Source organism: Gillisia sp. Hel_I_86, from assembly GCF_007827275.1.
Taxonomy (GTDB): Bacteria; Bacteroidota; Bacteroidia; order Flavobacteriales; family Flavobacteriaceae; genus Gillisia.
In genome coordinates this window covers 1,854,082-1,867,687 of record NZ_VISE01000001.1, presented here as the reverse complement: position 1 = coordinate 1,867,687, position 13,606 = coordinate 1,854,082, and the positions used below count along the sequence as shown (strand labels likewise).

Sequence of the window (13,606 nt, the reverse complement as noted above, 5' to 3'; positions counted from 1 at the left end):
TGTAGTGCTAATTCGCAGACTCAAAACGTGCACGAAAGATGGAAGGCGATTGCTTGGTCTTACTCTTGAACAGTTTACTAAACGACTGTGGGTGTTCAAAACCTAGTTCAAAGGCTATCTCACTAACAGACAACGCGGTAGTGGACAGCTTTTCCTTGGCCTTTTCGATGAGTTTGTCCTGAATATGTTGTTGGGTGGACCTCCCTGTGATACTTTTTAAAAGGCTGCTTAAATACTTTGGGGAGACATGCAATCGGTCTGCTACTTCCTGGACCGTCGGAATTCCCGTGTCAATAAGGGATTCTTTACCGAAAAATTCGTTTAAAAGCGTCTCCAATCGTGTTACAATCTCATGATTGGCAATACGTCTTGTAATGAATTGCCTATTGTAATACCGCTCGGAATAGGAGAGTAACAGCTCCAATTGAGCAATAATAATAGTATGGCTATAGCGATCGATATTGGTATGGTACTCTTGTCGGATAATCGTGAAAATATTGGTAATTGCTTCTTCTTCCTTTTTGGAAAGGAACAAGGCTTCATTGACAGTATAGTCAAAGTATTCATATTGTTTTATGGTGGTAGCCAATGAGGTATTCCAAAAAAAATCAGGATGTACCATTAACATCCAGCCCGTTGGTTTTTCTTCCGTAGTTGTACTCACGCCAAATACTTGCTCTGGAGCCATAAAGAGCATAACACCTTCATTGAAATCATACTCTTGCTGTCCGTATTTTAATTTGGCATCCGGATGTCGTTTTAATGCAATGGTATAAAATCCCAAAACCAAACGCTCTGGGTCATCGGCGTTTAGGTCGATATCGTCGAAATTGATCACGCTGACCAGGGGATGTTCCGGTGCCGGTAATCCCCTGAAGCTATGATATTCACTGATGGTATGGAATCTATAGGGTGCCTTGGTAATCATGCGCATAAGTTAGCGGTTATTTTCATATACCGTATTAAACTCTTCGGCAAAATCCCTTAATTTGACTTCTCCCATTATTTTGGGTTTGTTTTTTATATAATCCTCGGCCAAATGCCCTGATTGCAGCGCTGCATACATTTCGGAGAGTCCCTTGGCGATTTCAGGGTTCATTCCTATGGACTTAAGACTGCTCGCAATGGCTTCGTCACTGACTATTTCCCATTTCAGATTCGGTTTTCCTATGGCATTTCCCAAAATCTGTGCGGTCTCTTCGCCTGTAAGTTCCTCACTGACCACATAGCGAACTGTTCTTTTGGAATCCAAATTGGTAAGCTCTTCTGCTACCGCCTTTGCAATATCTTTGGGTGATACCCATGGAATGGGACTGCTTCCGTAGTTGGCGTAAATGGTACCGTCCGATTTTATGGTTTCCATATAACCATAGAGATTGTAATAGAATGAAGTGGGACGCATATGGGTAATTGAAACTTGGGAAGGCAATACATTCAATGTTTGCTCGACATTATGGGCTCCTCTTAAAATCCCATTCTCTTTATCCAAATGACCGCCGATCGTACTTAAGTTGACAACCCGTTTGATATTTGCTTCCAAAATACCCTTTGCATAAGCTTCCCCCAGTCTTTTGTAGTAGGCTATCAGGTCCAGATCCTGATCAAAATAATTGTTGGGGGGAACCATTGTAAATACGGAATCAGCCCCTTTAAAACTTTCAATTAGTAGATTCACATCCGCCAAATTGCCGATAATCGCTTTTGCACCCATTGCTGTTATGGATTTCTTGCGCTCTGGATTGCTGCTAATGATTGTAAGCTGATGCCCGTTTTCGATTAGAGTTTTTGCCAATGGTTCTCCTATGTGCCCCAATGAACCTGTAATGGTAATTTTCATGGTTTTTGATGTATTAAAGATTTATAGGGGCAAAATTGAAGATGTTTTGACTTGGACAAATAACCGAATTTCAGGTTTTTGTAGTCAAATGGGAATATATGAGGGATGAAGGATTACTTAACTGATTGATCCTTTTCCAATAGTATTAATTTGGGTTATTGATATATCGGTGCGATAATTTCAATTCGATATTACGTTCACCACCCTTCTCATTCAGATCCAAAACAGCCTTACGTTCACTGGATAGTGAAAATTTAGGCAAAACATACACCAATCTCATGGTTTCGTTTTTACCAATTCTGGAAGGCACATTATATTGGAACAAAGGTTCTTGATACAATTTCTGTAATGATTTCTTTTTGCCTTTCTGTCTCGTTTCTATAGAGAGGTTCAAGAAATTCAAATCGTAATCCAAGCTGGAATTGTTTGTTATTTCGATTACGAAATAGAGTTCATCTTTATCAGAAGCAATATTTTCAACACTCAAAGCAACGCCTTCCTTACGTTTTTTGAGGTGACCAATACGTTGTTTTCTATCAAGAAGGTAAGAACAGAATCTTTTATAATAATGCTCTTTGTTTGCAATCTTGGGTTCAGAATTGATAAGTTTTATCAAATCATTGGCTATCGGTCTTTCATTCCCGATGCTATTTGACATCTGGATAAAATAATTGAGCTTTGATAGCCGCTCCTTGTATCTTATAATATACGAGAAAACCGAACCATCCCTATTGACCACCAACAGGTTGCTTTCCTTTCCGGGTTTTGCCTGCAAAAGTCCCAAATACTGTTCTTTTTCCCTGTTATAGGTGAAAACAAAATTATCCGAACCGGTTATGCCCTGGCGAATGGGTTCAGGAAAGAATAGCGCGACATTTTTTTGGTCATTGGCATAAATGGTATCCAATACAATAGTATTCTGAGCTTTACTGAAAGTAGACATCAGGACAAAGGCGGAAATAAATAGCTGATTTTTCATAAGAGTATGTTTTAAATGCCCAATATGAGCTTATAGTTTGGGCTTTAATAGTAGCTGGTAATTATTGAGAACGGTCACCTTTACGTTTCGGTTGTTGCGCTTTAGTACTTTGGTGATTCCGCCTACTTGGGGTACACTTGGAATATTGATATCACCTATGATATCATCCATTACCTCATTGGTGGCTTCTGCACGAAAATTGTTTTCCACATAAACCCCCTCGCTGCCATCTTGGAGGTCAAAGGCTTTTAAATTGGTAGGACGGTGTTGGATATTTTCAATGGTAATCAAGGCGCGATTGGGCTGAAAACTGATAAACCCATAAACAGGTGTATTTTTTGGCACCATTTTATTGTTAATGAACGCATCTTGAACCAAACGCATCCGCAACCGGGAATTGGTCTTGACCACTTGGTTTCCATCAACAACCGCATATATCATTTCGTCCGTACTTCCCAAAATCGACAGCTCATTTTTCTTGGGATTGGCTGCAAAGAACAGTTGATGTTCCAGACCCAGTTCCTTGACGGCAATCTTTTGTTCCATTTTAAGTTCCGTGGAATCAATTTTCTGAACTTTGTTTAGAGCGGTTCTTTTTTCGCCTAAATGTTCATAGGATCTATCCGAATACTTGATTTTTCCGGCAGCGTAAATGCTGTCAACGATTCGCTCTTTTTCCATTTCGGGCCGATCCGGATTGTAAAAGCCAAGCGAATCAATCATCTTTTCATCATAGATACTCGGTGCGTTGGTCTCCCTCACTTCTTTTAGATCGTTGATGGCATCCAGTTTTGAATCATATTCCTTTTGGTCCTGTTCCAATTCAGGTATCAAGGTCTGTTCAAGGTTCTCGTTTTCACTTTCATCATCGCCCATTATTAAAATAGAATAGGATATCAGGAAAATGAACAGTACGGCAAGTACGGCAGCAAATACTATTTTATTTTTTTCTACTTTCATTGGATATTTTTTTTTAGCGTGTTCTCGAAGTAATCTGTAATCAACAATCCGTGCGGATTATTGGGAAAGTTTCGGTCAACCGTAATCAGATTCCCGGTGGAAACCAATTCATAAGTGTCGATTATCGACCCTCGATTGATTTCAAATAGGGTAATCGTTCTGAAACTATATGTCCCATTGTTTTCTTCAATTTGGGAATCGATGCGCAATACCTTTTGAACCAAGGAATATTGCAAAAGACGGTTATAAACGCCATCCGCTTTCTTTTGCCGATAGAGGTTATCCACGGAGCTATTCCCTAACCAAAGCGCCTTTTTTAAGTTTTTTTCATAATTGCTAGCATCGATATTATAGAAATAGGTATGGAACAGTTCCAGATGTGCCAAAGCCTCCACCTTGAAATTTTCCTTTTGGGTAACTAGCTTTAAAGGAATAATACTCCCATCGGTGTTGATGGCAAAGGCACTGTTCAAAGCTTTCTTGTGGATATTGAAGGCCATATAAACCGAAAATATACCCAAGAGCGTTGCGCATATAACCACTGCCAGGATAATGAACCTATTTAATTTTAGAATGGTATAGATGTTTTTATAGGGTGTTTTCATTCAAATTTAATTAGTTGGTGAAAAGTCTTAAAGTGAAGGAGGTGGCGCGCCGATACAGCTTGAATTTCAAGAACACGATAAAGCCAACAGAACCCAATTGCACCACTGGGGCAAAGAAACCTTGGCCCATATCCGTATCAAAAAGGTTGTTCCAAAAGTTGGTGTTGATTTCCGTGTAGAGGGCATTGACAAAAACATTGACCAGAAAAAATGCTGGTACGAGCATATACACCGCTGCATATAGTTTAAAAAAGGTATATGCCAAGGAGCGGAACTTTTCAAAAACCGCCAAACTGATGACCAAAGGAAAAAATGCCTGCATTATCCCCAAAAGGAAAAAGCGTTCTGCCAAAAACAAGGGATAGATGAACAGATCCAGGATCCAAAGTATAATGCTGACGATAAAGGTAAATATCTTAAACCCAAAAAGTGGGGTCACCAAAGCTTCGTAGAGCAAGGTCATTGCATTTTTTGCCACATCAATTAGATTCACGTCTTCTTCTATGGGAATATCCTGCATCTGTAAGGGCAACAAGGCTGGGGCAGTTCCTCGATATTGTCCTTCGATGGCCACCAGAATAGCATCAAAAAAGCCCAAGACCTGTGTCGAGAAAATGACCAAGAGAACGACCGCAAAATTCTTGGCCAATTCTCCCGGACTCAATCCCCAAGTATACCCGTCCTTATCCGCAACACCTTCGTTGTATTTTTTAAGGATATTGACCAGAAAGAACAAAACAGCAAGTGTTTTCATTCCGACAATGGTATATTGCGAGAAGTCGCTGTTTTGAATGGTCTGGAATACCGTGTCTACATATTCGAGCCCTATCCCTAAAATGATGGTTGCGGTCATCTTTAGTATTCGGTTTCGCGGTTATTGATTTTATCCTGCATTTTTCGAAAAGAAATAATATCCCTATAGCGTTTGGTCCGGATTGTGATATCGGAGACCATTTCCTTGGACTCAATTTCCTTTTGTTTTAATATTTCTGCACGTTCGGCATCACTCATTTTGAGATAGTCGCTGGACAGGATCTCGTCAATGAAGTCCATTGTATCCAAGGAGTTCTGGACAATGGTGCTAAACGATTCGGACACCCTGGCCACTTCATCAGGTTTGATATAGGGCGAGTTCAGAATATCCTGTAAATCGTTTTGCATTACATTAATAAGGCGTTGGTTATTATTTGCAATTTCTTGGACAGCATTGAGCTGTTGTACCACGCTCGATACTTTCTCGATGCTTTCCTTTGCATCCTTCAGGAATTTTACGGACTTGATAAGTTGGGCGGTCTGTTTTCCTGATTCCACCAATTGCTTTACCAAGCTGATAAAATTGGTGTTGTCATAAGTGGGCATTCCTTGGGCGGGAGCACAGCCAGGTGATAAAAAGGCAATCGTAAGGACTGAACCCAACAAAATTGTTTTGATTTTCGATTTCATAATACTATGTTTTAGATGTGAATTCTTTTATTGCCAATTCCATATCATTGGTCTTTTCATAAATGGCCATTATGGCCTCGTTTTCCTGTCCATCGGTCAGATAAGCTGCATACACTTCTTTGGGAACTTCGAGCCTGAAAATGTTGCTTTCCTTTCCGATCTTGATGAATATCTCTGTGTACTTTCTAGGCCCGGTTAGATTGTTCTTGATGGATTTTAACTGGTTCAGGTCGTGGCTGGACAGATTGAGGCGTTTGACCAGTTCGGTATAGCCTTTTTCATTGTTCAGGCTATAGATGACCTGCGTATTTTCAAGGATGCTTGCCGAGGTGGAATTGTTGGGCAGTTGATTGATGGATTGTAGGATGATGCCAATCGCACCATTCTGTTTACGGATCGCCTGATAGTAGAATTCCACACTTTCCAGTACATTCTCAAACTTCAGCTGCTTGGCAAACTCGTCGAATAGAATGATGCCCTTTTCAGCTCTGTTTTTCCAAATGGTTCTTTGAATGGCCGATTTAATCAACTTGAGCATTACGGACAGGATTTCCTTATTGTCCTTGACTTCATCCAGTTCAAAAACAATCAATCGTTTGTCCTCGATTTTATAGGTCTGGTCTTCACTCACTTCAAATAGGAAGCTATATAGACCATCGCCGACATATTCGGACATTACGTGCAAGAAGCTCGTAGCATTGAAGTAGTCGGGATGGATTTTTAGGGTGTCAAGAAGCTTTTCTTGATTCCTTTCTATAAAACTGTAAAAGCCATCCAAAGAATGGTCTTCTGAAGTACTTTTATAATAATGGCGTAATATTTTTTTAACCGAAACTGATTGTGCCTTGGTTACTTTCAAATCTGAAGCGAACAGTTCAAATAGAAAAACCGATAAATCTTCCAGCCGTTCAGGGGTAAGGTCATCGATGTTGCTGATGTAAAATGGGTTAATACCCAAATTCTTTCCGCTCTCATAACGGAGCACGGTATATTTTTCAGGGTAGAGTTTGGCGAATTTGGTATAAGAACCACCCAAATCGATGATGACCAAGCGAACCCCGCTTTCAAAATATTGACGCAAGATATTATTGGCCAAAAAGGATTTTCCTTCGCCCGTTGGTGCAAAAATGGCAAAGTTCCGCGCTTTGATGCGTTTTTTTCGTTCGTCCCAAACATCCTTAAGCACTGGAATGTTGTGTTCCCGATCATTGAAGATGATTCCGGTAGCATCCGATTTGTAGTTGGTATTGTTGATGAACAGGCAGAGTGCGTGTTTCAGATCGGTTACATATAAATCGTTGTTCGAGAAATTGGACGAGAAGCAGCAGTAACTATTCAGTATATAATTCTTGCGTTCTTCCCCTCTTGGATAGTATGGAATAATATCCAATTCCTTAAACTCGGTCTTTATCTTTGAGGTGATTTTATCCAGTTCTTTGGCATCCTTTGACCAATACACAATGTTTAGATGACCACGGATAATCCGTGCATTATCATCGGCATTGATCTGGTCAAGGATATCTTGGATTTTTCCGAGTACCACTTTGTTCTGGGACCCAAAATTGGAACTCTTGTTCAGTTCCTCAATTTTCTTGTCCAACAGCTTGCGCCATTTCTGTTTGTCGTCCAAGTAGAGAATCTGGTTGACAATGTGATTTTCATTTAGCGTAAGCCCTAGACCATCAATAAACCCTTGATGAAATACAAAATCGTCAGAAGTGAATTTCTCGTTGGTCTTGCTGCTCTGTACACTTTCGCCAAAGCACAGTTCGCTGTTGATGGCCAGGGCATCAAAATAATTTTCGCCAATAGTGACGTTCTTCTTTTCAAGAAGTATATCGGTATCAAAACCTTCGTTGAAGCCATTGAAATAAGCATCACTGATGCTCTTTATTATTTCTGGGTTCAGTGGTGTCAGTTTAACTTTACGGCTGTTATTGATAAAGGAAACCGAATCGCTGACCGAAGCGATGAACGTTTTTATGTTGTCATCCATTTCCTGAACGATTCCCTTGGAGACCTTTCTAAATGGGTTGACATATTTTGGATTGTTGAGCGCCTTGTTCTTGGTTAAAATGAAGAAGAAAAGACATTTATGCTCCATATAGCTGCGCCCTTTAAAATGGTCGTGGGTCGCTTTTTCCAAAAAGGTTGTATTAGGAAGTTGTTCGGACGAATAGGATTTCTTCAGGTAGATATCCTGTTTATGAACCACGGTACCCACGGGTAAGGATTTCAATGCCTGAAACCAAGCTCCGTGCATATCCTCAAAATCCTTTTCGGATAGTGAATAGATTTCCGGTAGATTGCCTTCATAACACAAGACCACATTGCCGTTGTTGGCAAAAATGATATTGTCCTGAATATCCGCGATAGGTTGATATGCCGAAAGGTTAATCTTGTCCATACTCGAAGCCGGAATTTCTTTTATTACTTATGATTTGTGGGAAGACTTTTGTCATTTGAAAAAGCTGGGGGTTGTTGGTTATGCGTGTCAAGGCAACATATAAGGCTGCATTAAAAATCAAAATGCCTATAATCATCGCAAAACTGAAGGAGAAGATAATGACCAACAGCGAAGCCACTATGCAAATCATCATTACTGCAAATAGGGAAATGGGCAGCCCAAAAATGACCGCCTGCTTTCTGATGTTTTTATAGACCTCGAATTTCTTCATACAACTAGGTAGATAAATCCCACTTAGTGGGTTAGACTACGATAGAGATTAGGTAGGTGAAAATTCCAACCACTGCACCTGCAATAAGTACAAAGACCAGAACACGGGTAATCCCTTTTTTCAGATCGGCATTTTCACCAAAGAAATGTCCCGCATTAAAGAGGAAGCCGATGAGGAAGATGACGCCCAGTATAATCGGGAAGATGGTCCTTATGGTATCGGAAACATCGTTAACGGAATCTTCGATTCCTCCGATCTGTGCAAATAGCGATGTTGAAACCAGTGAAAGGAAAGTTGCCAAATAGATTGATTTTTTCATAACGGAAAAGTTTAAAATTTTGATTCGTTTTCGTTATTCGAAATTTACATATATTTGTTTATAAATAATTGATAATCAAATATTTGTGAATAAAATATTATTTGTTTCTGTTTGAATTCCGTTGCTGTTATTTGATGTCAAATTCTATGGAATTTTGAAGCTAAGTTGTTAATAACCTGAAAATCGAAAATGAAAAAAGTGCTCAAAAACGTCAGTTTTGCAATTTTGCTCTTAAAAATGTGCATCCTTTTTGGGCAGGAAATTGACGCTCAAAAACGAATCGTGATCGATGTTGGTCACGGAGGAAAAGATTCCGGTGCCATCGGCATAAATGGCGTTCAAGAAAAGGAAGTGGTACTGGATATTGCCTTGGAAATTTTAAGGCTTAACAAAAAGTCGGAAGCACCATTGGATATTTACTTAACCCGTTATAGCGATACGCTTGTTTCATTATCGGGTAGGACTAAACTGGCCAAGGCGCTAAATGCTGATTTGTTTATTTCCCTGCACTGCAATCATTCTCATAATCCTACTGCAAGAGGGATGGAGGTATATGTTGGCAAGAACGAATCTGAAAACTCAAAGGAGTCTGTTTGGTTTGCCTATCAATTGCAGAACCAAATTAAAAAGAAGTTAGGGTTTGAAAGTAGGGGTGTGAAGTTTGCGGATTTTCAAGTGTTGCGGGAAACTGTTGATTATTGTCCTTCGGTATTGGTAGAATTGGGATTTCTATCCAATGAAGATGATTCACGCTATTTAACTCATTCAAATCAGAATAAAATATTGGCTTACCTCATTAACCATCAATTATATCAAAAAAGATGAAAGAATTATTCAAAAAAGTTTTCATTATTATGAGGCGGCTCTTGCTTAGCCTTTTAAATGAATTACTACTTTCCATTAAAAAAATATAGACTGCAAAATTCTAGTCTAATAAAAGTGTTTTTTAATAATTGAGCTCCTATTATGTTGGAACTCGATTGATGCCAACTCAGCGAAGTTTTTAATTTTGGCTGTATCGCTTTCGTCCATATCAATAAAGTTATCCTCGTTAAGCTGAACATCAATTCTATCATAGACAAAATTCGGATTGTCTTTTTCTCTTTTATCAATTCCCTGATACAGAAGACTAATATAATTTGCGACGAGTTGAGATTGACTTTGCATAAATAAATCAATAAGCCTCTGGCGTTTATCTTTTCTCATCCAATAATAAAGCCCCCACTTTTTCCTAGAATTACCATCTGTAAATTTTTTATAGCCCGTACCCAAAGAGAGTATTTCCAGTTGTGACATCTCAACTTTAAAAGCCTTAGTAGCTTCCAAAAAAGCAACCAATGTCGGATTATTGGCCATCACACCGCCATCTACTTTGTTTGAAAAATCCTTTTTGGTCCCGTTCAAATCAATATAATCAGATGTGTAGGGGTCGAAATATGTAGGAGCGGCAGAAGTGGCCATTGCAGCTTGGTATGCAGGAATGTGATAATCCCGTTCAAAGGCTGGATGGTACTTAGTTTTAAGTACACTAGGATTACCTTGAATCAAATCATAAATGGGAATACAAATGTCCGTTTTACAGTCTTTTAACCTCGGGTCCTTTCCACCGTTTGCTTCCTTGAATTTATTACGAACTAACGTTTCAAGAAAATTACGCTCGTGAGCGGAATTTCGGATTTGCCCGAAAAAGAAGGGTTTTTTATTGCCAAATATTTTTTTTGCATTGTCCAAATACAAATTATAGATTTCCTTTGCAGAAATACCGAGTGCTAGGGCAATTGCAATAATACCACCGGTGGATGTGCCTGTTATCAAGTCAAAATGTTGATAGATTTTGGTTTTGCCATCTGAACGATTTTTTAGCTCGTCCTCTAAAAGCATCAAAAACATTGCTGGGAAGACTCCTTTTATCCCACCTCCATCAATCGATAATATTTTAAACTTTTTCTTATTCATTTTTTAATATTTCTGTATTGTCCTCATTGGAGTATTCATTGTGGCCGCCACCATACCATTTGCCTTCAGGTAGCCACAATTCATAATAGTAAAGCCACTCACTTGCCCAAGGAATGATTGTATCTACAATGCAGCTAAATCCGTCCCATTCCTTTTTGCTGGACGAGTACAAGCAAAGCTGTTGTTCCTTGCTGTTATAAACGTGCGGTAGCTTTGACCTATTCGCGGCAATCCTTAATTCCTTATTCACCACAAAAACTTTAACCCATCTGTTTTGTTCATAGATAACCATAAGATGATATTTTTCACTTATTGCCGTAGGTTGGAGTTCTAAAATAATTTGAAAGCTATTCCAAGTGTTTTTGACAACTCTAACTTCTGGAAAATCTACTTTGATCTTTTTAAGATGTTCGGAAGAGAGTAACCCTTTAAGAGTTCTTTTGCCATTCGACTTGAAATACCTACTACTCATTTTTATTTATTACCCTCGAAGTTATGGTTGGGTATTGACTTACCGATACTCCCTAGCATTCCTGTCCCAACTGCCATTTTTCTTAGTCCATTCTCACGCAAAATCTTGTTTTTTTCGCCATATTCAGCAAACGCCTTATTGACGACCCTATTACCATATTGTGCCGATAATGATTCATTCAAACTGAAAAGACCTTTATTTTGACCATATTGAATTGTAGCTAGATCTTCTTCTAATTTATCCAACCAAGCATAAAAGTATTCTTCTTTCTGAGCCACCTCCGACCATTTATCAGCAAAATTTTCTTCGTTATTTATAGGGTTACTTACCCATCTTTCGTATTCCCCTGTTTTAGCGTTGAGCCTAGTTTCAATATAGCTACGCATTTTACTTACAATATTGACATAAGCATCAACAATATTTTCGCTTTTGTCAAACGCTTTACTTGCCAAAGTGGTAATTATGATGGAAATGGGTTTATTTTCACTATCATATTCATCTGATGAAAACATTATATCCCTATGTCTCTTTAAAAGTTGGACTACCCTTTGCAATGGCATTTTTTCTTTCTGAAATGGTCGTACTGGATCAACGGATTCGCTGAGCGCGAACATTTTTGTCGAACTGTATATGGCCCTTTGAAAAAACCATTTGGCGTAGCCAAATGGATTGCATTTTCTCCACCATTCAGTATCGGTCATTATAGAATAAAAAAGATCTTCTTTATCCGTTATTCGGATTGCTAATTTATCGGCGTCTAAATTCTGGTAATTATTGAATGATTCATTAAGTAAAACGGTAAAGTTTTTATCGGAAATAGATGGTAGAATATCTAAATGATAGTTGGCTTCATCAGAATATTCGAGCGTCCAGCATCTTCTTCCTCCGTCTAGACTTTCCAGCATTTCTTTGTAGACGGAATGCTCTTTGAGCCTGTCACCAACTGCATCTTTCAAATGTTTTTGAGTCCAATGGGATGGCTTCCCATTCAACTTGCAAACGAGGTCGATGTCTATATCGTCCTCGTCGTTTATAGGCCTAGTGATAGTGCCAAGCATAAACGATCCTTGGGGAATTATTCTTGGGGAGTATGGGTATAATATGGAACCTTCTTTAGAGAGCCAATCCCCAACTGCTTCATAACTTTTTACAGCGGCTTTGTATTGACTTTCAGAAATGTCTAGATTCTCTCCCAGAATTTCTAGTATTTCGTTGATTTCATTTTTGTACAATTCATTCATAATTTTTTATTTAAGAGTTTTGATCAATTTCTGAAACCAACTAGTACTTTAATTGCGCAAAAAATTGACTTATTTTTTATATTAATTATGGTGACTCAATTAATATAAAGCCACCATAATTGTATTATAAGTTAGGTTGCTTCAAAATTGCAGCTATACCACCTATAACGATAATTGTTGCAAGCCCAAAAACAATAGCTTTCGCAAAATCACCCTTGATATTCACGCAATTATTTTTATGGCAAATACTTAACCCTTTTTCTGTAAGATTTATAGAATTCATAAAAGAACTTTAAATTATATAATACCCCAACATCAAGCCCTGGGGACTGAGCTTATTTTTCTTTTCTTATGCCCTTGAAAGGGGTATTGCTTGAGGTCTTTCCGTCCATAAACCTACCAGTGTTGGAATCACGTTTTACCCAAATATCCGTTTTGGGATTTTTAACTTGGGACCTGTTTTTGACAGCTCCGTGTCTGCGGTTATCACCACTCTTGCCGTTTGTAGCCATTGTTGGGAGTATTAAATTAATAATAGCAGATGCGAAACTCTTGTAGGAGTCGGGTAAAACCAAGTACTTATAGAAGAAAATATCGTGAAGAATTTGAAATACACCGAGGAACTAGTATATTTGTGTCGCTAAACAAAAATCTTTCTGATATTTATATCTTAAAGTATATGGCTGGTACCTCAAACGTATCAGCTTTTTTTATAACATTTCACTTCTTATTTTATTTATAAAAACTAAATAATCTTTATTGCGAATCACATTTCTGCTAAACTCAGCAATACTTAATGTGCTTATTTCTAGATTAGAACATAATTGTAATTGTGATTTCCTGTCATCTCCAATAATTACAATTCCATTTTTCTGCTTTGCACAATGTAGAAGGAACAAAAATCCTTTCCCATATATACTATCTAACAAATCATATTGCGTCAGGAAATCATAGAAACCGTCACAATCAACTATATCTAAAACTTTTCTATTGCTAATAGCTTGAATTTGCATTCGTATTGCTAGACCATAATTCTGAAGGTGCATTTCCGGAACTAGAATTTTGAGTCCGTCTTCCTCAATTAAATCTAATTGCTTCAAGGAATTTAACCAGCAG

General features: G+C 38.4%; 18 protein-coding genes. 3 read left to right on the top strand and 15 right to left on the bottom strand.

Features of this window, described 5'->3' with window-relative positions; all coding sequences use genetic code 11:
• Nucleotides 1–7: 7 nt before the first annotated feature.
• The 7 genes from JM83_RS08335 to JM83_RS19445 all read right to left on the bottom strand — a co-directional run bounded on the left by JM83_RS08335 (nucleotide 8) and on the right by JM83_RS19445 (nucleotide 5,692).
• Nucleotides 8–928, bottom strand: a complete 921-nt coding sequence (locus JM83_RS08335; protein WP_144961111.1) for a helix-turn-helix domain-containing protein — start codon at nucleotides 926–928, stop codon at nucleotides 8–10.
• Between the two features lie 9 nt (nucleotides 929–937).
• Nucleotides 938–1,837 carry an NmrA family NAD(P)-binding protein gene (locus JM83_RS08330; RefSeq protein WP_144961109.1) on the bottom strand — a complete coding sequence of 300 codons (900 nt, stop codon included), beginning with the start codon at nucleotides 1,835–1,837 and terminating at the stop codon, nucleotides 938–940.
• A 145-nt stretch (nucleotides 1,838–1,982) separates the two neighbouring features.
• On the bottom strand, nucleotides 1,983–2,816 hold the full coding sequence (locus JM83_RS08325) for a DUF4138 domain-containing protein (protein ID WP_144961107.1): 834 nt from the start codon (nucleotides 2,814–2,816) through the stop codon (nucleotides 1,983–1,985).
• Nucleotides 2,817–2,846: 30 nt separating this feature from the next.
• Nucleotides 2,847–3,776 carry a conjugative transposon protein TraM gene (gene traM, locus JM83_RS08320; RefSeq protein ID WP_144961105.1) on the bottom strand — a complete coding sequence of 310 codons (930 nt, stop codon included), beginning with the start codon at nucleotides 3,774–3,776 and terminating at the stop codon, nucleotides 2,847–2,849.
• Nucleotides 3,773–4,381 (bottom strand): conjugal transfer protein TraK, encoded by a 609-nt coding sequence (locus JM83_RS08315; protein ID WP_144961103.1) that lies wholly within the window; start codon nucleotides 4,379–4,381, stop codon nucleotides 3,773–3,775. The genes traM and JM83_RS08315 overlap by 4 nt, the downstream gene beginning before the upstream one ends.
• A gap of 10 nt (nucleotides 4,382–4,391) precedes the next feature.
• Nucleotides 4,392–5,234 carry a hypothetical protein gene (locus JM83_RS08310; protein ID WP_144961101.1) on the bottom strand — a complete coding sequence of 281 codons (843 nt, stop codon included), beginning with the start codon at nucleotides 5,232–5,234 and terminating at the stop codon, nucleotides 4,392–4,394.
• 2 nt (nucleotides 5,235–5,236) lie between these two features.
• Nucleotides 5,237–5,692 carry a conjugal transfer protein gene (locus tag JM83_RS19445; protein WP_409994703.1) on the bottom strand — a complete coding sequence of 152 codons (456 nt, stop codon included), beginning with the start codon at nucleotides 5,690–5,692 and terminating at the stop codon, nucleotides 5,237–5,239.
• 3 nt (nucleotides 5,693–5,695) lie between these two features.
• On the opposite strand from JM83_RS19445, the gene JM83_RS19765 reads away from it, so the two are divergent.
• The gene (locus JM83_RS19765) at nucleotides 5,696–5,767 is read left to right on the top strand and encodes a lipase family protein (RefSeq protein ID WP_144963707.1); all 72 of its coding nucleotides are present in this window, start codon (nucleotides 5,696–5,698) and stop codon (nucleotides 5,765–5,767) included.
• Between the two features lie 61 nt (nucleotides 5,768–5,828).
• Here JM83_RS19765 and JM83_RS08300 read toward each other — a convergent pair whose 3' ends face one another.
• A complete protein-coding gene (locus JM83_RS08300) occupies nucleotides 5,829–8,231 on the bottom strand; it encodes a TraG family conjugative transposon ATPase (protein WP_144961099.1) in 2,403 nt (800 codons plus the stop codon).
• A gap of 122 nt (nucleotides 8,232–8,353) precedes the next feature.
• Between JM83_RS08300 and JM83_RS19435 the strand changes: the two genes are divergently transcribed.
• Entirely contained in the window at nucleotides 8,354–8,485 is a 132-nt protein-coding gene (locus JM83_RS19435) for a hypothetical protein (RefSeq protein ID WP_261376907.1), read from the top strand.
• 48 nt (nucleotides 8,486–8,533) lie between these two features.
• On the opposite strand, the gene JM83_RS08290 is transcribed toward JM83_RS19435, so the two are convergent.
• Nucleotides 8,534–8,821, bottom strand: coding sequence for a hypothetical protein (locus JM83_RS08290; protein ID WP_093977174.1), 288 nt, complete (start codon nucleotides 8,819–8,821; stop codon nucleotides 8,534–8,536).
• A gap of 189 nt (nucleotides 8,822–9,010) precedes the next feature.
• Between JM83_RS08290 and JM83_RS08285 the strand changes: the two genes are divergently transcribed.
• Nucleotides 9,011–9,646 (top strand): N-acetylmuramoyl-L-alanine amidase, encoded by a 636-nt coding sequence (locus JM83_RS08285; RefSeq protein WP_144961096.1) that lies wholly within the window; start codon nucleotides 9,011–9,013, stop codon nucleotides 9,644–9,646.
• Nucleotides 9,647–9,751: 105 nt separating this feature from the next.
• Here the strand turns inward: JM83_RS08285 and JM83_RS08280 are convergent, their stop codons facing one another.
• From JM83_RS08280 to JM83_RS08265, 6 genes are all read right to left on the bottom strand, one after another.
• On the bottom strand, nucleotides 9,752–10,777 hold the full coding sequence (locus JM83_RS08280; protein WP_144961094.1) for a CBASS cGAMP-activated phospholipase: 1,026 nt from the start codon (nucleotides 10,775–10,777) through the stop codon (nucleotides 9,752–9,754).
• The gene (locus tag JM83_RS08275) at nucleotides 10,770–11,249 is read right to left on the bottom strand and encodes a hypothetical protein (RefSeq protein ID WP_144961092.1); all 480 of its coding nucleotides are present in this window, start codon (nucleotides 11,247–11,249) and stop codon (nucleotides 10,770–10,772) included. The genes JM83_RS08280 and JM83_RS08275 overlap by 8 nt, the downstream gene beginning before the upstream one ends.
• 2 nt (nucleotides 11,250–11,251) lie before the next feature.
• On the bottom strand, nucleotides 11,252–12,490 hold the full coding sequence (locus tag JM83_RS08270) for a nucleotidyltransferase (RefSeq protein ID WP_144961090.1): 1,239 nt from the start codon (nucleotides 12,488–12,490) through the stop codon (nucleotides 11,252–11,254).
• Nucleotides 12,491–12,614: 124 nt separating this feature from the next.
• Nucleotides 12,615–12,773 carry a hypothetical protein gene (locus tag JM83_RS19135; RefSeq protein ID WP_186434970.1) on the bottom strand — a complete coding sequence of 53 codons (159 nt, stop codon included), beginning with the start codon at nucleotides 12,771–12,773 and terminating at the stop codon, nucleotides 12,615–12,617.
• Nucleotides 12,774–12,825: 52 nt separating this feature from the next.
• Entirely contained in the window at nucleotides 12,826–13,002 is a 177-nt protein-coding gene (locus JM83_RS19130; RefSeq protein WP_186434969.1) for a hypothetical protein, read from the bottom strand.
• Between the two features lie 198 nt (nucleotides 13,003–13,200).
• Nucleotides 13,201–13,590 carry a hypothetical protein gene (locus JM83_RS08265; RefSeq protein WP_144961088.1) on the bottom strand — a complete coding sequence of 130 codons (390 nt, stop codon included), beginning with the start codon at nucleotides 13,588–13,590 and terminating at the stop codon, nucleotides 13,201–13,203.
• Between the last annotated feature and the right edge of the window lie 16 nt (nucleotides 13,591–13,606).